Annotated in this window: 20 protein-coding genes and 3 tRNA genes; 14 read left to right on the top strand and 9 right to left on the bottom strand. The window is 69.5% G+C overall.

Annotated elements, in window-relative coordinates; translation table 11 throughout:
* Positions 1-161: 161 nt before the first annotated feature.
* Complete coding sequence (locus ACWELJ_RS07945; RefSeq protein WP_452365425.1) at positions 162-701, bottom strand: tRNA adenosine deaminase-associated protein; 540 nt, start codon at positions 699-701, stop codon at positions 162-164.
* 58 nt (positions 702-759) lie between these two features.
* Here ACWELJ_RS07945 and ACWELJ_RS07940 point away from each other — a divergent pair, with 58 nt between their 5' ends.
* Complete coding sequence (locus tag ACWELJ_RS07940; protein ID WP_452365424.1) at positions 760-1710, top strand: prephenate dehydrogenase; 951 nt, start codon at positions 760-762, stop codon at positions 1708-1710.
* Positions 1711-1775: 65 nt separating this feature from the next.
* Here the strand turns inward: ACWELJ_RS07940 and ACWELJ_RS07935 are convergent, their stop codons facing one another.
* Positions 1776-2378: a putative glycolipid-binding domain-containing protein gene (locus ACWELJ_RS07935; protein ID WP_452365423.1), complete on the bottom strand. Its 603-nt coding sequence runs from the start codon at positions 2376-2378 to the stop codon at positions 1776-1778.
* Between the two features lie 275 nt (positions 2379-2653).
* Between ACWELJ_RS07935 and ACWELJ_RS07930 the strand changes: the two genes are divergently transcribed.
* From ACWELJ_RS07930 to ACWELJ_RS07915, 4 genes are all read left to right on the top strand, one after another.
* Entirely contained in the window at positions 2654-3796 is a 1143-nt protein-coding gene (locus ACWELJ_RS07930; RefSeq protein ID WP_452365427.1) for a DNA cytosine methyltransferase, read from the top strand.
* A 38-nt stretch (positions 3797-3834) separates the two neighbouring features.
* Entirely contained in the window at positions 3835-4254 is a 420-nt protein-coding gene (locus ACWELJ_RS07925; protein ID WP_452365422.1) for a very short patch repair endonuclease, read from the top strand.
* 121 nt (positions 4255-4375) lie between these two features.
* Entirely contained in the window at positions 4376-5134 is a 759-nt protein-coding gene (locus ACWELJ_RS07920) for a DUF998 domain-containing protein (protein ID WP_452365421.1), read from the top strand.
* 25 nt (positions 5135-5159) lie between these two features.
* A complete protein-coding gene (locus ACWELJ_RS07915) occupies positions 5160-5873 on the top strand; it encodes a maleylpyruvate isomerase family mycothiol-dependent enzyme (RefSeq protein ID WP_452365420.1) in 714 nt (237 codons plus the stop codon).
* A gap of 55 nt (positions 5874-5928) precedes the next feature.
* Here ACWELJ_RS07915 and ACWELJ_RS07910 read toward each other — a convergent pair.
* The 3 genes from ACWELJ_RS07910 to ACWELJ_RS07900 all read right to left on the bottom strand — a co-directional run bounded on the left by ACWELJ_RS07910 (position 5929) and on the right by ACWELJ_RS07900 (position 6910).
* A tRNA-Arg gene (locus ACWELJ_RS07910) sits at positions 5929-6001 on the bottom strand.
* 38 nt (positions 6002-6039) lie between these two features.
* Positions 6040-6129, bottom strand: a tRNA-Ser gene (locus ACWELJ_RS07905).
* A gap of 88 nt (positions 6130-6217) precedes the next feature.
* Positions 6218-6910 carry a dienelactone hydrolase family protein gene (locus ACWELJ_RS07900; protein WP_452365419.1) on the bottom strand — a complete coding sequence of 231 codons (693 nt, stop codon included), beginning with the start codon at positions 6908-6910 and terminating at the stop codon, positions 6218-6220.
* Between the two features lie 187 nt (positions 6911-7097).
* Between ACWELJ_RS07900 and hisC the strand changes: the two genes are divergently transcribed.
* Both hisC and ACWELJ_RS07890 read left to right on the top strand, forming a co-directional pair.
* Positions 7098-8174 carry a histidinol-phosphate transaminase gene (hisC, locus tag ACWELJ_RS07895; RefSeq protein ID WP_452365418.1) on the top strand — a complete coding sequence of 359 codons (1077 nt, stop codon included), beginning with the start codon at positions 7098-7100 and terminating at the stop codon, positions 8172-8174.
* An 88-nt stretch (positions 8175-8262) separates the two neighbouring features.
* On the top strand, positions 8263-9060 hold the full coding sequence (locus ACWELJ_RS07890; protein WP_452365417.1) for an alpha/beta fold hydrolase: 798 nt from the start codon (positions 8263-8265) through the stop codon (positions 9058-9060).
* A 59-nt stretch (positions 9061-9119) separates the two neighbouring features.
* On the opposite strand, the gene ACWELJ_RS07885 is transcribed toward ACWELJ_RS07890, so the two are convergent.
* The 3 genes from ACWELJ_RS07885 to ACWELJ_RS07875 all read right to left on the bottom strand — a co-directional run bounded on the left by ACWELJ_RS07885 (position 9120) and on the right by ACWELJ_RS07875 (position 11036).
* A tRNA-Ser gene (locus tag ACWELJ_RS07885) sits at positions 9120-9204 on the bottom strand.
* A 51-nt stretch (positions 9205-9255) separates the two neighbouring features.
* Positions 9256-9768 carry a MarR family winged helix-turn-helix transcriptional regulator gene (locus tag ACWELJ_RS07880; RefSeq protein ID WP_452365416.1) on the bottom strand — a complete coding sequence of 171 codons (513 nt, stop codon included), beginning with the start codon at positions 9766-9768 and terminating at the stop codon, positions 9256-9258.
* Between the two features lie 89 nt (positions 9769-9857).
* Positions 9858-11036, bottom strand: coding sequence for an alpha-hydroxy-acid oxidizing protein (locus ACWELJ_RS07875; protein WP_452365415.1), 1179 nt, complete (start codon positions 11034-11036; stop codon positions 9858-9860).
* Between the two features lie 295 nt (positions 11037-11331).
* Between ACWELJ_RS07875 and ACWELJ_RS07870 the strand changes: the two genes are divergently transcribed.
* A complete protein-coding gene (locus tag ACWELJ_RS07870) occupies positions 11332-12330 on the top strand; it encodes an NAD(P)H-quinone oxidoreductase (RefSeq protein WP_452365414.1) in 999 nt (332 codons plus the stop codon).
* Between the two features lie 3 nt (positions 12331-12333).
* Here the strand turns inward: ACWELJ_RS07870 and ACWELJ_RS07865 are convergent, their stop codons facing one another.
* Positions 12334-13539, bottom strand: a complete 1206-nt coding sequence (locus ACWELJ_RS07865) for a cysteine desulfurase-like protein (RefSeq protein WP_452365413.1) — start codon at positions 13537-13539, stop codon at positions 12334-12336.
* A 227-nt stretch (positions 13540-13766) separates the two neighbouring features.
* Between ACWELJ_RS07865 and ACWELJ_RS07860 the strand changes: the two genes are divergently transcribed.
* The 6 genes from ACWELJ_RS07860 (at position 13767) to ACWELJ_RS07835 (ending at position 19922) form a co-directional block, all read left to right on the top strand.
* Positions 13767-14363, top strand: coding sequence for a bacterial proteasome activator family protein (locus ACWELJ_RS07860; RefSeq protein ID WP_452365412.1), 597 nt, complete (start codon positions 13767-13769; stop codon positions 14361-14363).
* Positions 14364-14471: 108 nt separating this feature from the next.
* A complete protein-coding gene (gene wzm, locus ACWELJ_RS07855; RefSeq protein WP_452365411.1) occupies positions 14472-15329 on the top strand; it encodes a galactan export ABC transporter permease subunit Wzm/RfbD in 858 nt (285 codons plus the stop codon).
* A 7-nt stretch (positions 15330-15336) separates the two neighbouring features.
* The gene (gene wzt / locus ACWELJ_RS07850) at positions 15337-16158 is read left to right on the top strand and encodes a galactan export ABC transporter ATP-binding subunit Wzt/RfbE (RefSeq protein ID WP_357088075.1); all 822 of its coding nucleotides are present in this window, start codon (positions 15337-15339) and stop codon (positions 16156-16158) included.
* Positions 16155-17078, top strand: coding sequence for a galactofuranosyltransferase GlfT1 (gene glfT1, locus ACWELJ_RS07845; RefSeq protein ID WP_452365410.1), 924 nt, complete (start codon positions 16155-16157; stop codon positions 17076-17078). The genes wzt and glfT1 overlap by 4 nt, the downstream gene beginning before the upstream one ends.
* Positions 17079-17358: 280 nt before the next feature.
* The gene (gene rsgA / locus ACWELJ_RS07840; protein WP_452365409.1) at positions 17359-18465 is read left to right on the top strand and encodes a ribosome small subunit-dependent GTPase A; all 1107 of its coding nucleotides are present in this window, start codon (positions 17359-17361) and stop codon (positions 18463-18465) included.
* Positions 18466-18581: 116 nt separating this feature from the next.
* Positions 18582-19922: a sensor histidine kinase gene (locus ACWELJ_RS07835; RefSeq protein WP_452365408.1), complete on the top strand. Its 1341-nt coding sequence runs from the start codon at positions 18582-18584 to the stop codon at positions 19920-19922.
* The last annotated feature ends 13 nt before the right edge of the window (positions 19923-19935 follow it).

Genomic DNA, 19935 nt, shown 5'->3' with positions numbered 1-19935 from the left:
AACTGCGAGCCGACCTCGCCGCCGGAGAAGTCACCCGAGATGTCGCGCTTGATGTCCTCGGACCGGTAGCGCTGGTGCCGCAGGGCGCCCGAGAAGGTCCGCCGCGGCCGCGGCGGCGATGGCGGCCCGCATCATCGCCTCGTCGGCGGCGAGCGAGCCGGTCAACGCGGGAGCTTGTCCAGGACCGCCGAGAACTCGTTGGCGAAGCCGAGACGCTGGGCGATCATGCCCAGCTGCTCGTCGGGGTACAGGTCGGTCTCGGCGAGGATGACCGCCAGCACCGGCTCGGGCAGCCCCAGATCGGACAGCACGCCGAGGTCGCCCTCCTCCCACGGTTCGACGTCGTCGAGCTCGTCGGGGTCGATGTCGGGGACCTCGATATTGAGTTCCTCCAGCACGTCGGCCGCGATGTCGTAGTCGATGGCGGCCGTGGCGTCCGACAGCAGGATGCGGCTGCCGGTCGGGCCCGGGCGCAGAATGATGAAGAACTCGTCGTCGACGTCGAGCAGGCCGAACACCGCGCCGGAACTTCGCAACGCGCGCAACTCGTGCTCGGCCGCGGACAGACTGGACAGGGACGCGTCGCTCAGCGGCGTCACCTTCCAGTTGGCTTCCTCACGGACAACGGCCACCGCGAACCCTTCCACGTCGTCGAAGTCGTCCGACGCCGCCCTGTTCGTGCTCGAGCGTTGTGCTGCCATGCGCGCAACGGTAGTCCGCTTCGGGGGAAATGTTGAAGTCGTATGCGAATCTGATCGCATGACGGGCACTTCGAAACCAGCTGTCTGCGTCCTGGGTACCGGTTTGATCGGCGGTTCGGTTCTGCGGGCCGCCGCGGCCGGCGGCTATGAGGCCTTCGGCTACAACCGGTCCGAGGTCGGCGCCAAGGCCGCGCGGATGGACGGCTACGACGTGATCAGCGATGTCGAGGCGGTGCTCACGCGCGCCGCCGAACGGGACGCGCTGATCGTGATCGGCGTGCCCATGCCCGCCATCGACGCGGTGCTCTCGGATGTGAAGACCTTCGCCCCCGACTGCGTACTCACCGACGTGGTGAGCGTGAAGGCCCCGGTCGCGGCGGCCGTGCAACGCCACGAACTGGGCGCCCGCTACGTCGGCGGGCACCCGATGGCCGGCACCAGCGAATCCGGTTGGGCCGCATCCACTCCCGACCTGTTCAAGAACGCCGCCTGGGCGGTCAGCGTGGACCCGGGCGTGCACGCCGACAACTTCCGGCGCGTCGGCCAGCTCGCCCTGGACTGCGGCGCGGTGGTGGTCCCGGTGCTGGCGGTCGAACACGACCGCGCGGTCGCCCGCATCTCGCACCTACCCCACGTGCTCGCCGAGGCCCTCGCCATCGAAGGCGCCAACGGCGGCCCGCTGGCGCTCGGCCTGGCGGCCGGCTCCTTCCGCGACGGCACCCGCGTCGCCGCCACCTCCCCCGAATTGGTCCGCGCCATCTGCGAACCCAACGCCGCCGCCCTGCTGGACGTCCTCGACGACACCCTCGAGGTCCTCACCCAGGCCCGCGACAGCCTGCGCGCCAACGGCACCCTCACCGAATTGACCGAAGCCGGCCACGACGCCCGCACCGACTACGAGGACAACGCCCGCTGGCCGATCACCAACATCACCCCCGGCGACCGCAACTGGCTCACCAAACTCATCGACGCCGGCCGTTCCGGCGGCGTCCTCACCTCCCTCGACTGATCGTCGAGTGGCACACCCTGGAGGCGAATCCGGACAAACCCCCTCCAGGGTGTGCCACTCGACGGCTAGATGCGCTCGGCCAGGCCGGGGTAGTCGAGGAGGAAGCCGTCCTGGTCGACGGTGACGGTGGCGGAGGAGACGGGGGACAGGACGTGGATGCCGTCGGGGCCGCTGCTGTAGGTGAGGCTGGCTTCCTGGACCAGCAGGTCGGGTAGGCGCACGTAGACGACGGGGACCTGGACGTCCTCGCTGGCGCGGGCCAGGCCGTAGCGGCGGATCGGGAGGGTGTTGAAGAACGGGCTCAGCACCACGTCCACGTCCAGCGCCCCGCCGAAGGTGGAGCGCACATGGGTGTTTCCAGCGTCGATCAGCCAGTAGTCCTCCTCGTCGCGGGCGATCGAGGCGTGGCGTTCGCCGGTGGCCAGGGTGCTGCGCAGCGACAGCCGCTTGGTGACCCCGGATTCGTCGGTGACCAGGTCGTAGGAGGCGCTGAACGCGGGATGGTCCTCGCAGTCGCCGGCGATGATCCGGCCCGCGGCGCGAATCCGGTTGCCGCTCAGCACCACCCGCACCGACTCCATGCGTGAGGCGTTGTGTGCGCGCCAGGTGAGAATGGCCGGCCACCGCGGCGCCACCGGCTTGGCGTTCTCACTCCCGTTATCCGTCACGCCTATAACCGTAGTTGCAGGCCCCGGCTCGTCCGAGAGCCCCGGCCGGTATCACTCTCGCGACCGGACATCGTGATCAACATGCAATGGTGCGGAGCGGTTCTCGGCGTTTGCGCACGCCAGCGCCCCCTGATCGATCACCCGGGTGATAGCGACCGGCTCTGGAAGTCCGGCCGTGTCGGGCGTTGCGCTCGATGTGGATGAGGGGACTCGAGTAACGTGCTCTGCGGCACGGGGACTCCGGGGTGAAAGGGACTGTTGTGACGGGCGCGCGGATGGTCGGCCTGTTCGCCGGCATCGGTGGGCTGGAACTCGGGCTCGCGGCCCACGGGTGGCGCAGTGAACTCCTCTGCGAGATCGATTCGGGCGCCCAGGCCGTGCTGGCGGCGCATTTCCCCGGCGTGCCACTGCATTCGGATGTGACCAAGCTGCGCGCGCTGCCGTCCGGCATCGAGCTGGTGGCGGCCGGATTCCCGTGCCAGGACCTGTCCCAGGCCGGGCGCACCGCCGGAATCACCGGCTCCCGTTCGGGTTTGGTGGACGAGGTGTTCCGGCTGGTCAAGCGCAAGCGCGGGCCGCGCTGGCTGTTGATCGAGAACGTGCCGTTCATGCTGCAGCTCGGCGGCGGCGCGGCCATGCGGCACATCACCGACGCGCTCACCGAACTCGGCTACACCTGGGCCTACCGCGTGGTGGACGCGCGCGCGTTCGGACTCCCGCAGCGGCGGGAGCGGGTGCTGATGCTGGCCTCTCGCACCGAGGATCCGCGGCCGATCCTGTTCGGAACCGACGCGGGCCCGCGCGAGGTCGGCGATCCGGCGCACGATCCGTGCGGCTTCTACTGGACCGAGGGCAATCGCGGACTGGGCTGGGCGGTGAACGCGGTGCCCACACTGAAGGGCGGTTCGGGCCTCGGCATCGCCAGCCCGCCCGCCGTCCGGCTGCCGTCGGGGGAACTGGTCACCCCGGGCATCACCGACGGGGAGCGGTTGCAGGGCTTCGACCGCGACTGGACCACGCCGGCGCTGGCGGTGCCGGGCGTGCGGCCGGGGCATCGCTGGAAGCTGGTCGGCAACGCGGTGAGCGTGCGCATGGCCGAGTGGATCGCCGGGCGCGTCACCGACCCCGCCGACGACCCGATCCCCGACGGCGAACCGCTGACCCGCCGCAGCTGGCCGACCGCGGCCTGGGGGCATCGCGGGGAGGTGCGGCGGGTTCCGGTGTCCACCTGGCCGGTGCACGCACCCTACGAGGACCTGCGCTGGTTCCTCGACGATCCGCGACTGCTGTCGGCGCGGGCGACCGCCGGATTCCTGCGCCGCACCCGGATGGGTTCGCTGCGCTTCCCGGAGGGTTTCCTCGACGATGTCGAGAACCATCTCGAGCGCATGGGAGGCGCTCCCGTCAAAGCCGCGTGAACCTTGCCGGCCCTATCCGCCGCGGCAAGGATGGCCGCATGACGGATGCGCGGCCGGGCACCGACGCGGCGACCAGCGCCCGGATGGCCAAGCAGCGCCGGGTGGGGACCAAGCCGGAGCTGGCCCTGCGGCGGGAATTGCATCGGCGCGGCGAGCGCTACTTCGTGGACCGGGCGCCGCTGCCGGGTCTGCGGCGGCGGGCGGACATCGTGTTCCCGCGGCGGAAGGTGGCGGTCTATGTGGACGGGTGCTTCTGGCACAGCTGTCCGGAGCACGCGACTCGCCCGAAGAACAACGCCGCGTGGTGGGCCGAGAAGCTGGCCGGGAATGTGGCGCGCGACCGCGACACCGACGCCCGGCTGGCGGCGGCGGGCTGGACCGTGGTGCGGGTGTGGGAACACCAGGGTGCCGAATCGGCTGCCGACCTGGTGATCACCGCGTTGTCGCGCGGCGTGTGACATCCGTGTTAACCGATGGGCGACAATGGACGTAACCGGACCAGCCGACCAGTCCGGATGGATCGAAAACTGCCGGGCAGGGCAGTACGAGTGAGCGAGGCCAGCGAAAGCGAGCGCGGTGATGCCAACCGAGCAGAAACTAGCCGAGGCGGCTCCGAGCACGGTCGTGCTCCAGCCGCGATGGCGACGGGCACTGCGATGGTTCATCGCGATCTTGATCGCGGTCGCCGGGCTCGGCTACTCCTCCTGGGTCCTGGAATTCATCCTGCCCATCCAGAGCAACCCGACCAACACCTTCCTCAGCCAGCTGGCCGAGAAGGGCGCACCGTTCCGCTGGGTCTTCACCACCGGTGACACCGTCTCCGGCTCCCTGCTGGTGATGGCCGGGCTGGGCGGTGTGCTGCTGTTCTCGCGGCGGCTCTACTCCACCATCGGCTGGGTGGCGCTGGCCTGCTTCGGCGCGGCGACCATCGCGGACGCGCAGTGGCCGATCGTGCCCGACGAACCGGGCGCGCCCAAGCGCTACGTGGATACCGGCCTGTTCCCGCAGCTGCACCAGATTCACGCGCTGACCAGCACCCTGGCCGTGTTCTCCATCTACATCGCGATGATCGCGTTCACGGTGGCCGCGTTCAAGTACCGGCGCTGGCCGATCCTGCGCCACACCGGCCTGTGGATTCTGATCGTCGGCTCGGTGGTGACCGCGTGGATGCTGATCGCCGACAACCTGCCCGGCAACTACGGCCTGGGCATCGCGCAGCGCATCCAGGTCGGCGCCATGTCACTGTGGCTGGTCGCTCTGGCCGTGCAAATCGTTGTGGCCGAACGGGATTCCGGGCTGCCGGACCGCCGCCGCAGCGCGTCGTCGTCCAGCCGCTGACCGCCCCACCGGTTAGGGTCGGACGGTGACCAGCGACGCGCACCTCGCCGACATCGACGCCCAGCTCGACACCGTCGCCGCCGCGACCGAGCGCCTGCTCCCCGCGGTCGCCGCCCTGACCGACGCCGACCTCGTCGACCCCTCCCTGTTGCCCGGCTGGACCCGCGGCCACGTGCTCGCGCACCTCTCCCGCAATGCCGACAGCCTGGTCAACCTGCTGCTGTGGGCCCGCACCGGCATCGAAACCCCGCAGTACGCAAGCCAATACCTCCGCGAATCCGATATCGAGGCCGGTGCCCCGCGCCCGCTGCGCGACCAGCTCGAGGACCTGACCGCCTCCGCCGAACGCTGGCTCGCGCTGGCCCGCGTCATGCCCGCGGACCGCTGGCCCGCCGTCGTCCGGAACCGGGCGGGCGGCGAGATCCCCGCGACGCGCGTCATCTGGATGCGTCACATGGAGGTGGAGATCCATCACGTCGACCTCGACATCGGCTACTCCCCCGCCGACTGGCCACCGGACTTCACCGCCCGCCTGCTCGCCCAATCCCTCGGCGAGGTCAGGCCCGCCGGCGGCGCGGGGTTCACGGTGACCGCTACCGACACCGGTTACACCGGCTCAGTGGGCGCGCAGGGCCCGGAGATCACCGGCTCCGCCGCGGCGCTGGCCGCCTGGCTCATCGGCCGTTCCCCCGGCGCCGACCTCACCGGCGAGCTGCCCGCCCTCGGCGCCTGGAAGTAGCCGAACCCACCAAAGGTCAAAGGCCCCACACCGTTTGGTGTGGGGCCTTTGGTTGTGCGCCCGAAGGGATTCGAACCCCTAACCTTCTGATCCGTAGTCAGATGCTCTATCCGTTGAGCTACGGGCGCATGGCTATTCAAGTATGTGTACCCGGCGGACCGGGCGGTGGCGGAGGCGAGAGGATTTGAACCTCCGGTCCCCGTGAAGGGACAACTCATTAGCAGTGAGTCCCATTCGGCCGCTCTGGCACGCCTCCTGGAGCCCCTCTTCGAGGGCGCCGGTTCCTTTCGAACCGCCGGGACAGAAGATTACACAGCGGGTGACCAATAGACCAAATCGGCTGGTCAGCGTAGGTGCGAGTCGAACCATTCGTAGATTCTGGTCTGGGCGTCGAGCACGGAGACATCGTCGAGGGCGGCGGGGTCGAAGCCGGGTTGGTCGGGGCGGTGGTGCAGGCCGGGGTAGGTGACCACCAGGGTGGCGACGTCGGCGCGGGCGGCGGCCTCACGGAGGCGGTCCACCTGGTCGGGTGGCGTGCGCGGGTCGTCCTCGCCGAAGAGGCCGAGCCAGGGGGCCTGGAAGGCCGGGGCGGCGGTGAGCAGGGCGACGGCCTGTTCGGTGAGGGGCGTTTCGATGCCGGGGGCGGCGACGCTGACGGCCGCGCCGACGCGGCGGTTGGTGGCGACCAGGGCGGCGGCGGTGCCGGCGGAGTCGAAGCCGAGGACGCCGATGCAGTCGCGGAAGACGCCGTGTCCGGTGAGCCACTCGAAGCAGGCGTCGAAGTCGGCGAAGAGGTCGTCGCCGAAGACGCGGTCGACGACGCTGCCATTGGCGGGGCGGTGGAACAGGTCGGGGGCGATGACGGTCCAGCCGTCGGCCGCGAGCGCTCGCATGAGTTCCAGCAATGGCTCGGTGAATTCACGTGATTCGTGCAACACCACGATGCCGCCGCGCGTGTGTCCCTCGGGTTCGAGCACGGTCAGCGCTATCGCGGTCGTGTCGTGCACAGGGGCCAGTTCTCGATAGATGCCCGACATAGGGCCACTGTAGTTGCGCTAGGTAAAAACGAGATAAATCTTTCCGCCGGTCCGGAATGCCGGAGATATTCCAGCCGAGGGCGATTCGATCCCGGCCCGGGACCGGCGAGCAAACCCCGGCCGACATTCGCGCAAACCGGACGACACCCCCGGACGACCCCGCCGGCCCGGGACATAGGGTGGAGGGGTGAGCGCGCACATTCGCCCGGACCTCGATGCCATCCCGGCGTACGTCGCCGGCAAGACCCACCCCGGCGCGGTGAAGCTGGCCAGCAATGAGACCACCTTGCCGCCGCTGCCGTCGGTGACCAAGGCCATTGCCGAGGCGGTCGAGCTGTCCAACCGGTACCCGGACAACCACGCCATCGAATTGCGCGGCGCCATCGCCGATTTCCTGGGCGTGGAGCTGGAGAACGTGGCGGCCGGGTGCGGCAGTGTCGCGCTGTGCCAGGAACTGGTGCAGATCACCTGCCGCCACCCCGACGACGAGGTGCTGTTCGCGTGGCGCTCGTTCGAGGCGTACCCGATCGTCACCCAGGTGGCGGGCGCGAAGGCGGTGCAGGTGCCGCTGGACGATGAATTCACCCACGACCTGGACGCTTTGGCGGCGGCGATCACCCCGAAGACCCGCGTGGTGTTCGTGTGCAACCCGAACAACCCGACCGGCACCGCGCGCGGCCGGGCCGAGATCGTGGAGTTCCTCGACAAGGTGCCCGCCGACGTCCTGGTGGTGCTGGACGAGGCGTACTTCGAGTACGTGCGGATCCCCGCCGAGGACTTCCCGGACGGCGTCGAGCTGGGCCGTACCCGGCCGAATGTGCTGGTGCTGCGCACGTTTTCGAAGGCGTACGGCCTGGCGGGGCTGCGGGTCGGGTACGCGGTCGGCGCGCCCGAGGTGATCACCGCGCTGATGAAGGTGCACATCCCGTTCAGCGTGAGCCGGGTGGCGCAGGCGGCGGCCATCGCGTCGATGGAGGCGCGGCCGGAGCTGCTGGAGCGCACCGATGCGGTTGTGGCCGAACGGGATCGCATGCGCGCCGCGCTGCTGGCGGCGGGCTACCGGGTGCCGGAGAGCCACGCCAACTTCGTCTGGCTGCCGCTGGGCGACCGCAGCGCCGAATATGGTGCGGCGAGCACCGAGGCGGGGGTCATCATCCGGCCCTACGGCACGGACGGCGTGCGGGTCACCGCCGGCGATCCGCACGAGAACGACGCGTTCCTCGAGTTCGCCACCGATCCGGCGACGATCGCGCGCTTCCTCTAGAACACGTTCCTGTTAGGGTCGGTCCCGCGCCTCGAATCCACACCGGCGCAACCGAAGACCTGACAGGGGGCGCCGCCGCATGCCGTTCGTGACGACCGAAGACGGGGCGAGGATCCACTATCGCGACACCGGCGGCGACGGCCCGGCGGTGCTGCTGATGCACGGCTTCTTCCAGGACACCGAGATGTGGGCCGCCCAGGAGGCGTCCCTGGCCCCGGACTACCGGATCGTCACCATCGACGCGCGCGGCCACGGCCACACCGAGGACCCGGCCGAGCCGTTCGACAACTGGCGATTGGCCTGGGACGCATGGGCCGTCGTCGATCACCTCGGCCTGGACCGGCTGGTCGTGGGCGGCCTGCTGCAGGGCGGCTGGATCGGCATGCGCATGGCGCTGCTGCAGCCCGCGCGGGTGCGCGGCCTGATCCTGATCGGCACCCGGGCGGACGGCTACGACGACGCGGAATCCGTTGGCTTCGAGATGATCATCATGAACCAGTGGATCCTCGGCGACGTTCCGCTGGAGCCCATCGCCACCCCGATCGCGGTGCAGATGATCGGCGGCACCCGCGAGCAGCGCCGGTACTGGCTCGACAAGTGGAACGCCGCCGACCGGCGCCGGCTCGAACAGGCCGGACGCTGCCTCATCGACCGCGAATCGATCGTCGACATGGTCAAGGACATCACCGCGCCGGCACTGCTCATGCACGGGGTGCAGGATCAGATCCACAGCCGCCGCCAGACCGAGGAACTGGCCTCGCAACTGGGCGGTCCGACCCGGGTCGAGACCATCGAGGGACTGGGCGCGGCGCACTCGGTGCCGTTCACCCACCCGGAGGTCACCGACCCGATCATCCGCGATTGGCTGGCGGAGCTGCCCGCCTAGAAACGGGAAACACTGACGGCCAAAGGATGCGAAATCCCTTGGCCGCCAGCGTCTTCACGCGGAAGCGGAGGGATTTGAACCCCCGGTTGCTTTCACAACGCTCGCTTTCAAGGCGAGTGCATTCGGCCGCTCTGCCACGCTTCCAGCGGACTGATGGTAACTGATGGCGCGTGCGGTCGGGATCGCGGCGACCGGTCAGACGAGATCGGCGGCCGCCCTGCTGTCGGCGCGGTGGTCGGCGGCCAGATTCACCAGGTCCAGCGCCGCGGCCACCGCGGCCAGCTGCTGCGGCGTGAGCAGGTCCACGAAGAACCGGCGGACCGCGGCAACATGGGCGGGCGCGGCGGTCCGCAGCCGGCACAGGCCCTCGTCGGTGAGCTGGGCCAGCACGCCGCGGCCGTCGTCCGCGCAGGCGATGCGGCGGACCATGCGCTGCGCCTCCATGCGGCGGATCTGATGGGTGAGGCGGCTGCGGGAGGACAGCACGCCGTCGGCGAGGTCGCTCATGCGCAGGGCGCGGCCGGGGGCCTCGGAGAGTTTGGTCAGGATGCGGAATTCGGCCAGGGACAGGTCGCAGTCGTGTTGCAGCTGCCGGTTGAGGTCGGTCATGAGCCGCTGGCTGCCGTCCAGGTAGGCCCGCCAGGCGCGCTGCTGCTCCGGGGTGAGCCACCTCGGTTCGAGCGAACTCCGGCCCGCGGCCGCGGCCACCGGCTCATTGTCGTGACGGCGTGTGATCGCCCCTCCTCAGCTCGGCGGTCCCGCGCGGTTCCCCGGCAGGATTCCTCCGTGCGCCCGGGCTAAACGCGGTAGGACGAGATCATGGTGCGGCTCAGTTCGTGCGGGCCGCGGCAGCCCGAAAGCCCCATGGCCGCATCGAAATCCGCGAGCAGGCAGCGCAGCGCGTGGCGGACGCCGTCGGCGCCCGCCAGGCCCAGGCCGTACACCCAGGGGCGGCCGTAGAGGACGGCCTTGGCGCCCAGCGACAACGCGATCATCACGTCGGAGCCGGTGCGGATGCCGGAGTCGAACAGCACGTCCGCGCGATCGCCGACGGTGGCCACGATGGTCGGCAGCGCGTCCAGCGCGCCGATCGCCCCGTCCACCTGGCGGCCGCCGTGATTGCTCACGATCACCGCGTCCGCGCCCGCGTCCACCACCTGGCGGGCGTCGTCGGGGTGCAGGATGCCCTTCACGGCGATGGGCAGTTCGGTCCAATCCCGCAGCCGGGCCAGGTCCGCCGGGCGCAGCGCGTGATTGCCGAACAGCCCCGACCAGGTGATTACGGCCGCGCGCAGCGCCTCCTCGCTCTCCTCCGGCGGGGCGCTCAGCTTCGCGCGGAAGACCGGATCGGACAGGTAATTCGCGATGCCCTGGCCGTGCAGGAACGGCAGGTGGCCGTGCTGGAGATCGCGGGGCCGCCAGCCCAGCGCGGGGGTGTCGGCGGTGACCACGATGGCCTTGGCCCCGGACTTCTCGGCGCGCTCGACGAAGGAACGGGCCAGCTCCATGTCATTGGGCCAGTACAGCTGATACCACCAGGCCCCGGCCCGGGCGCCGACCTCCTCGATGGTGGAGGAGGCGGCGGTGGACAGGCACATGCCGATGCCCAGTTCCTTGGTGACGTCGGCGACCAGGGTCTCGCCGCGCTCGCGCAGCAGCCCGAGCACGCCGACCGGGGCGGTGAGAATCGGTGCCGCCAAAGGGGTTCCGAGCACTTCGACCGAGAGGTCGCGCGCACCGGGCGCGCTCGCGCCGCGCAGCACGCGCGGCAGCAGCCGGTACTTCTCGAAGGCGGTGAGATTGGCGTGCGCGGTGCGTTCGGAGGACGCGCTGCCCGCCACATAAGCGAAGGCCGCCGGATCCAGCTCTTCCCGAGCCCGCTCTTCCAGACCCGCCGCGGTCATCGGGAGCGCCGGGACCGCGCCCGCCAGACCGGCGAGATAGATCTCGTTCTGGAAGTCGACGAAACTGCTCATGCCCCGGAACGCTAGTACTTTCGACCCGGCCGCGGAGGGGGTCGAAAGTACTCGGGGGCTATCGGCGGTTCCGGACGCGGACCAGGGCGCGCGGGGCGTCGTTGGCGACGAATCCGGACATCGCCATGGCGGCCAGGATGATCATGGCGCCGAGAACGGTCAGGGTCGTGATCATGGAATATCTCCTTTCGAATCCCTCCACACCCACCGTGCCGGTAGAAGCTGAGAGGATGCTGTACGGCGCCCCAGGGTGGCCTGACAGTAATCGGTGCGGCTCGGTCGTAGGCTCGTTTTCATGTATGCGGTGACACTCGACGGTTTCGGTGGGCCCGAGGTCATGAAATGGGCGCAGGTGGACGACCTGCCCGCGCCCGGACCGGGCGAAGTGGCGATCGATGTGACGGCCGCGGGGGTGAACCGCGCGGACCTGCTGCAACGGCAGGGCCTGTATCCCCCGCCGACCGGTGCGAGCGAGATCCTGGGCCTGGAAGTCTCCGGGACCGTCGCGGAAGTCGGTCCCGGCGTACGGGATTGGCGACCCGGCGATCGGGTGTGCGCCCTGCTGTCCGGCGGCGGTTACGCCGAACGGGTGAACGCGCCCGCTTCCCAGCTGCTGCCGGTGCCCGACGGCCTCGACGTGGCCGCCGCGGCCGCGCTGCCCGAGGCGGCGGCCACCGTGTGGTCCAACCTGGTGATGACCGCGGGCCTGCACAGCGGGCAGTTGCTGCTGATTCACGGTGGCGGCAGCGGGATCGGCACGCACGCCATCCAGGTGGCGCGGGCGCTGGGCGCGCGGGTGGCGGTGACGGCCGGATCGCAGTTCAAGCTGGACCGGTGCGCGGAATTGGGCGCGACGGTGCTGATCAATTACCGCGAGCACGATTTCGTGACCACGCTGCACAGCGAATATCCCGGCGCCGACATCATTCTCGACAATATGGGCGCGTCCTATCTGAAGCGCAATGTCGAGGCGCTCGCCGAGGACGGGCATCTGGTGGTGATCGGTATGCAGGGCGGCGTGCAGGCGGAATTGAATCTGGCCGCGCTGCTGGGCAAACGGGGCTCGGTGCACGCCACCAATCTGCGCCGCCGTCCCGAGCACGGGCGCGGGTCGAAGGCCGAGATCATTTCCGAACTGCGCCGCCATCTGTGGCCGTTGATCTCCGACGGCACCGTGGCGCCGGTGGTGTCGGCCGAGGTCCCGGTCACCGAGGTGGCGCGGGCGCACCGGCTGCTGGACTCCGACGAGACCGTCGGCAAGGTGATCCTGCGGATCAGCGAGGACCAGGCCTAGGTCCTAGGTGTCGAGGGCGGCCAGCGCGCGGCCGAGCTGGTCGATCTCGAAAGTCGTTGTGTAGGGCGCGAGTCCGATGGTCACCGCGCCGCCCTCGTCATTGACGCCCAGGGCGTCGAGCAGGCGGCTGCCGCCGTGGGAGCCGCTCAGCGTGCCGATGCGGGCGTCGGCCAGCTTGGCCGAGACCTTCTCCGCCTGCATGCCCGTGATGGTGAAGCTCACCGTCGGGATACGGGTGGAGGCGCGGCCGATCACGGTCAGGTTGGGGATGGTGTCCAGCACCGCCATCAGATGCTCGAAGAGCTGATCGTGATAGTCCTGCAGCGAGGTGATCGACATCTCCAGGCGTTCGCGGCGGGTGCCGGTGGCGCGCTCGTCCAGCGAGGCCAGGTAGTCGATGGAGGTGGTGAGCCCGGCCAGCAGCGCGTACTGGTGGCCGCCCACCTCGAGCCGTTCCGCGCCCTTGGCGTAGGGATTCAGCGACATGGACGGGATCCGGTCCAGGAAGGCCGGGTCGCGGAAGACCAGCGCGCCGATCTGCGGGCCGCCCCAGGCCGGTGCGCTCAGGGCGATCACGTCGGCGTTGAGTTCGTCGATGTCGATGAGCGCGTAGGGCGCGGCGCCGAAGCAGTCGGCCACCAGCAGGCCGCCGACCTCGTGCACGCGGTCCGCGGCCACCCGGACCGCGGGCGCGGAGCCGACGATGGGCGAGGCGGCGGTCAGCGCGACCAGGCGGGCGGTGGGTCCGATGAGCTCCTCGAACTGCCAGGCCGGCATCTCGCAGGTCTCGATCTCGACCTCGGCCCAGCGCACGTGCGCGCCATAGCGATTCGCGATGCGCAGCCACGGCGCGACATTCGCCTCGTCATCCAGGCGCGACAGCACGATCCCGGTGCCCAGACCCAGCCGGGAGCTCAGCGATTCGGCCAGCCAGGCCAGCAGCACCGCGCGATCCGGGCCGAGCACCACGCCCGCCGGATCGCCGCCGACCAGATCGGCGACGGCCTCGCGCGCGGCGTCCAGGATCGCCGCGCTGCGCTTGGCCGCACCGTGCCGATTGGAGTGCGAGAAGGCGGAGGTCCGGAAACCTGTTGAGACGGCCCGGGATACCGAATCCGGGACCAGCATGCCCGCTTGGGGGTCGAGGTGGATCCAGCCGTCGCCCAGGGACGGTATTAGGCCCCGCACCCTTGCGACGTCGTAAGTCATGCTGGCCACTCTAAAGGGAGAGGGCACGACTGGGTAACGGTAGGGATGGAAGCGACCCCACAGAACGGGACGACCTGCAGCTACCGAACAAACTGGACGGGACGTCGCTGTCCGGTCTACCCACGGCTTCGTTCCGCGCGTGGCAGGAGTTACACCTGCGCCACCGAATGCTTGCGGATTGGGGTGGGACTTAGCGGGTTCGGTCCGGATTGGGCAGGATGGGGGACATGACGCAATCCGATGGGGTTCCGGAGAACATTGTCGTGATCGGACCCGAGGGGAAGCCGCTGTTCATCCCGGCGGCGGCCCAGATCGGCGGCGATCCGGTGGAGATCACCGGACAGGTTGTCGGTGACGATAATTCGGGCATTCTGGACGACTCCCAGGAGAAAGAGGAGTCGCTCGCCGACATGGTGGAGCAGCCCGCGAAGGTCATGCGCATCGGCACCATGATCAAACAGCTGCTCGAGGAGGTCCGGCACGCACCGCTGGACGACGCCTCCCGCACCCGCCTGCGCGAGATCCACCGCACCTCCATCCGGGAACTGGAAACCGGCCTCGCCCCCGAACTCCGCGAGGAGCTCGAACGGCTGGCCCTGCCCTTCACCGACGAGACCATCCCCTCCGACGCGGAACTGCGCATCGCCCAGGCCCAGCTGGTCGGCTGGCTGGAAGGCCTCTTCCACGGCATCCAGACCGCCCTGTTCGCCCAGCAGATGGCGGCCCGCGCCCAACTGGAACAGATGCGCCAGGCGCTGCCCCCCGGCATGAGCCACGGCGACCCCCGCGGACAGCAGGGCGCGGGCGGCGGTCAATACCTCTGAGCGTCCTCCTGCCGCCGATACATCACGGTCGGCGGCAGGTTCCGCGCGCGATGCGATCGGCATTAGATAGGGTCGGGTGCTGTGCCTGCTGCTGCTCCCCCTGACTCGGTGACGACCGACGTGCGACCGGACGAGAATCCGGTGCCGTTGGTGTCGGACTCGCAGTCCTTCGGTCGCGCCTTCAAGGATTTCCGCGACGGGTTCTCCCAGCGTGAACTATGGCTGGCACTGGGCTGGCAGGACATCAAACAGCGGTACCGGCGTTCGGTGCTGGGCCCGTTCTGGATCACCATCGCCACCGGTTTGCAGGCGGCCGCGATGGGCGTGCTCTACGCCACCCTGTTCGGGCAGTCGCTGAGTTCGTATCTGCCGTATGTGACGGTGGGTTTGATCGTCTGGAACGTGATCAACGCCAGCATCCTCGAAGGCTCGGATGTCTTCATCGCCAACGAGGGCTTGATCAAGCAGCTGCCGTCGGCGCTGAGCGTGCACGTGTACCGCTTGGTGTGGCGGCAGTTCCTGTTCTTCGCCCACAACCTGATCATCTACGCGGTGATGGTGCCCGCGTTCGCGATCTGGCGGCATCTGCACTGGTCGGCGCTGCTGGCGATTCCGGCCCTGGTGCTGCTGTTCCTCAACGCCATCTGGGTGACGATCGTGTTCGGCATCTTCAGCACCCGTTATCGGGATCTGGCGCCGATCCTGGGCAGCACCACGCTGATGTTGTTCGTGCTCACCCCGGTCATGTGGAAGACCTCGGCGCTGTCGGGCACCGCCAGTGACCGGGCCAAGCTGGCCGAGCTGGTGCCGACCTTCCACTACCTGGAGATCGTGCGCGCGCCCCTGCTGGGCGACCCGATCCACCTGCGCAGCTGGATTGTGGTGGTGGCGATCACCGTCGTCGGCTGGATAGTCGCGATACTGGCTATGAAGAAGTTCCGTTCCCGAGTCCCCTACTGGGTGTGAAGGCTCAATGACCGACCGTGTGAGTATCGAGACCCAGAACGCGTGGGTGGAATTCCCCATCTTCGACGCCAAATCCCGTTCGCTGAAGAAGGCGGTACTGGGTTCGGCCGGCGGGGCCATCGGGCGCAATCAATCCGACGTGGTGGTCGTGGAGGCGCTGCGGGATATCTCGCTGTCGCTGAAGGAAGGCGATCGCGTCGGCTTGGTCGGCCACAACGGCGCGGGCAAATCGACACTGCTGCGGTTGCTTTCGGGCATCTACGAACCGACCCGCGGCAGCGCGCGGATTCGCGGGCGAGTGGCGCCGGTCTTCGATCTCGGCGTGGGCATGGACCCCGAGGTCTCCGGCTACGACAACATCATCATTCGCGGCCTGTTCCTCGGGCAGACCCGCAAGCAGATGCTGTCCAAGATCGACGAGATCGCCGAATTCACCGAGCTGGGCGACTATTTGGCGATGCCGCTGCGCACCTATTCGACCGGTATGCGGGTGCGCCTGGCGATGGGCGTGGTGACCTCCATCGATCCGGAGATCCTGCTGCTCGACGAAGGCATCGGCGCGGTCGACGCGGAATTCATGAAGAAGGCGCGGGTGCGCCTGCAGGAATTGGTCTCACGCTCGGGCATTCTCGTGTTCGCCAGCCATTCCAACGAGTTCCTGGCCCAGCTGTGCGACCACGCCATGTGGATCGATCACGGGCAGGTGCGGATGCAGGGCGGCATCGAGGACGTGGTGCGGGCCTATGAGGGCCCGGAGGCGGGTGATCACGTGGCGCAGGTGCTGCGGGATCTGGAACGTGAACGTGAACCGGAACGGAATCCCGCATGAGTGAGTCATCCACACCCTTGTATGGCGACGAGGCCCGCATTGTCGCCATCGTGGTCACGCACAAACGCCGGGAACTGCTCGCCGAATCGCTGAAGGTGCTGAGCGGTCAGACCCGTCCGGTCGACCATCTGATCGTGGTGGACAACGGCAACGAGGCCGAGGTCGGCGAGCTGGTCAAGCAGCAGCCCATCGAATCCACCTACCTGGGTTCGGAGCACAATCTGGGCGGCGCGGGCGGATTCGCGCTCGGCATGCTGCACGCGCTCACCATGGGCGCCGACTGGGTGTGGCTGGCCGACGACGACGGCCGGCCCGAGGGCCCCGACGTGCTCGCCACCCTCTTCGACTGCGCCGAACGGCACTCGCTGGTCGAAGTGTCGCCGGTGGTGGCCGATATCGACGACCCGGACCGGCTGGCCTTCCCGCTGCGCCGCGGCGTGGTGTGGCGGCGGCTGCGCTCCGAACTGGGCGACGAGGACTTCCTGCCGGGCATCGCCTCGCTGTTCAACGGCGCGCTGGTGTCGGCGGCGGCCGTCGACAAGATCGGCGTACCGGACCTGCGGCTGTTCGTGCGCGGCGACGAGGTCGAGGTGCACCGGCGGCTGGTGCGGTCCGGGCTGCCCTTCGGCACCTGCCTGCAGACGGCCTACCTGCACCCGAACGGCTCGGCCGAGTTCAAGCCGATCCTGGGCGGGCGCATGCACACCCAGTACCCGGACGATCCGGTCAAGCGGCACTTCACCTATCGCAACCGCGGCTACCTGATGGCGCAGCCGGGCATGCGAAAGCTGTTGCCGCAGGAGGTCGCCCGCTTCGGGTGGTTCTTCCTGGTGCAGCAGAAGGATCCGGCCGGGCTGATGGAGTGGCTGCGCCTGCAGCGGATGGGCCGCCGCGAGCAGTTCGACAAGCCGACGTCGTAGGGAGAGCCAACCCTCGGGACTCTCAGGGGTGAACCCCTGAAACCCCGATGAAGCCGGCGAGAAAATACGTTGCGCGGACGGGGACAGCCTGAGAAGGTTGTCCCCGTTCTTGTTGGGAGCCCTCGCCTCGGTGACGGCATGAGGAGAGATGGGAGGTGGAGTTACGTGACGACGGCTGTGCGGATCGCCGTGCCCGCGTTCACTCGCGCGGTGCGCGCCTCCACCTCGAATTCCCCTCGCTGAGTCCGTGATCGGGCTCGGCCCGTCAAAGGACTCCCCCATGTCTTCGGTCGATCTCGACCTGCTCTCCCCCTACGGCTGGACCTCCGCGCTCGCCGCCGACTACCTGCCGCTGCTCGGCGCGGACCTGATTCCCGCCCGCGTGATCCGGATGGATCGCAGCGAATGCGATATCGCCGCACCACTGCCCACTGCCGACTATCAGAGCCGTCTGACGGCCGCGGTGGTCCGCGCACAGCTCCCGCGCTCGGATTCCGAGGTCAGCGGGCTGTGCACCGGCGACTGGGTGGCCATCGATCGCACCCGCACGGTGCGGGCCCTGCTGCCGCGCCGGACCGCCATCGTCCGCGCGGCCGTCTCCGGTCAGCCCGATTCCCGCGCCAAATCCGCCCATCAGGTGCTGGCCGCGAATGTGGACATCGTGCTGGTGTGCACCGCCGGTGACGGGGACGTCGATCTCGGGCGTATCGAGCGGCTGCTCGCGCTGGCCTGGGAATCCGGCGCGCAGCCGATCGTGGTGCTCACCAAAGCCGATCTGGCGCACGCTGTTCCGCTCGAGCAGGTCCGGGCCGCCGCACCCGGTGTGACGGTGTTGGCGGTCAGCGCGGCCGGCGGGATCGGCATGGATGTCCTGGGCTCGCTGCTGACCGGCACGGTCGCCCTGATCGGGCCGTCGGGCGCGGGCAAGTCCACCCTCGCCAACGCCCTGCTCGGCGCGGAGGTCTTCGCCACCCAGGCGGTCCGCGACGGCGACAAACGTGGCCGGCACACCACCGTGCACCGGGAACTGCGCCCGCTGCCCGGCGGCGGCACCCTCATCGATACGCCCGGGCTGCGCTCGGTCGGTCTCTGGGATGCGGCCGAAGGGCTGGGCCGCACCTTCAGCGATGTCGAGTCCCTGTCCGCCGACTGCCGCTTCGCCGACTGCGAGCACCGGACCGAACCCGGTTGCGCGGTGCTCGCTGCCATCGAGTCGGGTGCGCTGCCGCAACGCCGGCTCGACAGCTACCGCAAGCTGAGCCGCGAGAACGACTGGCTGGCCGCCCGCACCGACGCCCGGTTGCAGGCCGAGCGCAAGAAGGTGTGGAAGGACATCAACAAGAGCCAGCGGCGGATGTACAAGGAACGCGGCGGCAAGCAGCGCTGACCGGGCCCGGATGCGGCGCGCCGGGTGGCCTCGACACGACGCGCCGCATCCAGCCGGGTCGGGTCTGGGCGGAACGCACGCGACCCGGCCCATCCCGCGGCCAGTAGGTTGGTGGCATGACCGCCGACCCGATGCCGGAACACGGCCCGGATCACCGGGCCGGCGGCGTGGCGGTGGATGCTCGGGGCGATGGCGATTCCGGCGCCGCTCCACCGACCGCGCGACGGTGGACGGCGGATCGGCTGCGGGCGCTGCCGGGCAGCATCGGATACCTGCTGATCGGTGGTGCCACGGGAGCCGCGGCCGTCCTCGCGACGGTCGGTTTGCTGCTGATGGCGGCCACTAGTCTGATCGGCGTCGGCATTCCGGCGGTTCCCGAATTTCTGCGGCTGATCCGGCCACTGACCGGTTTCGAACGGCGGCGGGCCGGAAAGCGGCTGGGCGCCCCGGTCAGGGTGGCGTATCAGCCGATGACGGGCGGGCTGCGGCAGCGGTTGACGAGCGCCTTCCAGGATCCGGCGAACGCGCGGGACATCGCGTGGCTGTGCGTGCACGGGGTACCCGGCATGGTGGTGGCGCTGTTCGCGATCGGCTTGCCGTGGGGCTTCCTGAATCAGCTGGCGATACCGGCGTATTGGCGGATCGTGCCGCCGGGCACCGTCCAGAGCTTCGGTTTCGTCGTCGACTCGTGGCCGCTGGCCGGACTCAGCGCCCTCATCGCGATTCCTTTGGCCGCCTTGGTGCTCCAGATTCCTGTCGTGGCCCGCTGGCAGGCGATGCTGGCGCGGACGCTGCTCGGGGCCCCGCGGGCCGAGCTGGCGGTCCGGGTGGCGGAACTGACCGCGACGCGCGCGGCCGCCCTCGACGCGCACGGGGCGGAGCTGCGACGCATCGAACGAGATCTGCACGATGGCGCGCAGGCCCGGATCGCTGCGGTGATCATGCAACTCGGGCTGGCGGATCAACTGCGGCACCGTGATCCGGGCGCGGCGGACGAGCTCGTGCGCCGGGCCCAGGACACCGCCGAGGCCGCACTCACCGAACTACGCGACGTGGTGCGCGGCATCTATCCGCCGGTGCTCGCGGATCGTGGTCTGACGAGCGCTGTTTCGGCCCTGGCTGCCCGCTCGCCGATCCCCTGCGCGCTCGACATCACGGGCGATGGCCCGCGGCACGCGGCGGCGGTGGAGGCCGCCGCGTACTTCGTGATCGCGGAAGCGCTGACCAATGCGACCAAACACTCCGGGGCCCAACAGCTTCGAGTGCGCATCGGGGGCACCGCCGAACTGCTGACCGTGCAGGTTCACGACGATGGCGTCGGCTCGGCGATCGAGACCGAAGGCGGCGGGCTGGCCGGAATCCGGCGGCGGGCCGAGGCGCTGGACGGCCGGATGCTGCTGAGCAGCCCGCCGGGCGGGCCCACCGTGGTGCGGGTGGAGCTGCCGTGTCGATCGTGAAGGAGCCGGTAAA

The organism is Nocardia sp. NPDC004582, assembly GCF_053602115.1.
Note: the sequence above shows the minus strand (reverse complement) of the source record. Positions and strands in the feature narration are given on the sequence as shown.

Excerpts from the sequence above, each read along its gene's own strand:
- ACWELJ_RS07940 (WP_452365424.1), top strand. The coding sequence starts at position 760 with ATGACGGGCACTTCGAAACCAGCTGTCTGCGTCCTGGGTACCGGTTTG.
- ACWELJ_RS07835 (WP_452365408.1), top strand. The coding sequence starts at position 18,582 with ATGACCGCCGACCCGATGCCGGAACACGGCCCGGATCACCGGGCCGGC.
- ACWELJ_RS07920 (WP_452365421.1), top strand. The coding sequence starts at position 4,376 with ATGCCAACCGAGCAGAAACTAGCCGAGGCGGCTCCGAGCACGGTCGTG.
- ACWELJ_RS07860 (WP_452365412.1), top strand. The coding sequence starts at position 13,767 with ATGACGCAATCCGATGGGGTTCCGGAGAACATTGTCGTGATCGGACCC.
- wzt (WP_357088075.1), top strand. The coding sequence starts at position 15,337 with ATGACCGACCGTGTGAGTATCGAGACCCAGAACGCGTGGGTGGAATTC.
- ACWELJ_RS07875 (WP_452365415.1), bottom strand. The coding sequence starts at position 11,036 with ATGAGCAGTTTCGTCGACTTCCAGAACGAGATCTATCTCGCCGGTCTG.
- ACWELJ_RS07900 (WP_452365419.1), bottom strand. The coding sequence starts at position 6,910 with ATGTCGGGCATCTATCGAGAACTGGCCCCTGTGCACGACACGACCGCG.
- glfT1 (WP_452365410.1), top strand. The coding sequence starts at position 16,155 with ATGAGTGAGTCATCCACACCCTTGTATGGCGACGAGGCCCGCATTGTC.
- ACWELJ_RS07865 (WP_452365413.1), bottom strand. The coding sequence starts at position 13,539 with ATGACTTACGACGTCGCAAGGGTGCGGGGCCTAATACCGTCCCTGGGC.
- ACWELJ_RS07870 (WP_452365414.1), top strand. The coding sequence starts at position 11,332 with ATGTATGCGGTGACACTCGACGGTTTCGGTGGGCCCGAGGTCATGAAA.
- ACWELJ_RS07945 (WP_452365425.1), bottom strand. The coding sequence starts at position 701 with ATGGCAGCACAACGCTCGAGCACGAACAGGGCGGCGTCGGACGACTTC.
- rsgA (WP_452365409.1), top strand. The coding sequence starts at position 17,359 with ATGTCTTCGGTCGATCTCGACCTGCTCTCCCCCTACGGCTGGACCTCC.
- ACWELJ_RS07925 (WP_452365422.1), top strand. The coding sequence starts at position 3,835 with ATGACGGATGCGCGGCCGGGCACCGACGCGGCGACCAGCGCCCGGATG.
- ACWELJ_RS07930 (WP_452365427.1), top strand. The coding sequence starts at position 2,654 with ATGGTCGGCCTGTTCGCCGGCATCGGTGGGCTGGAACTCGGGCTCGCG.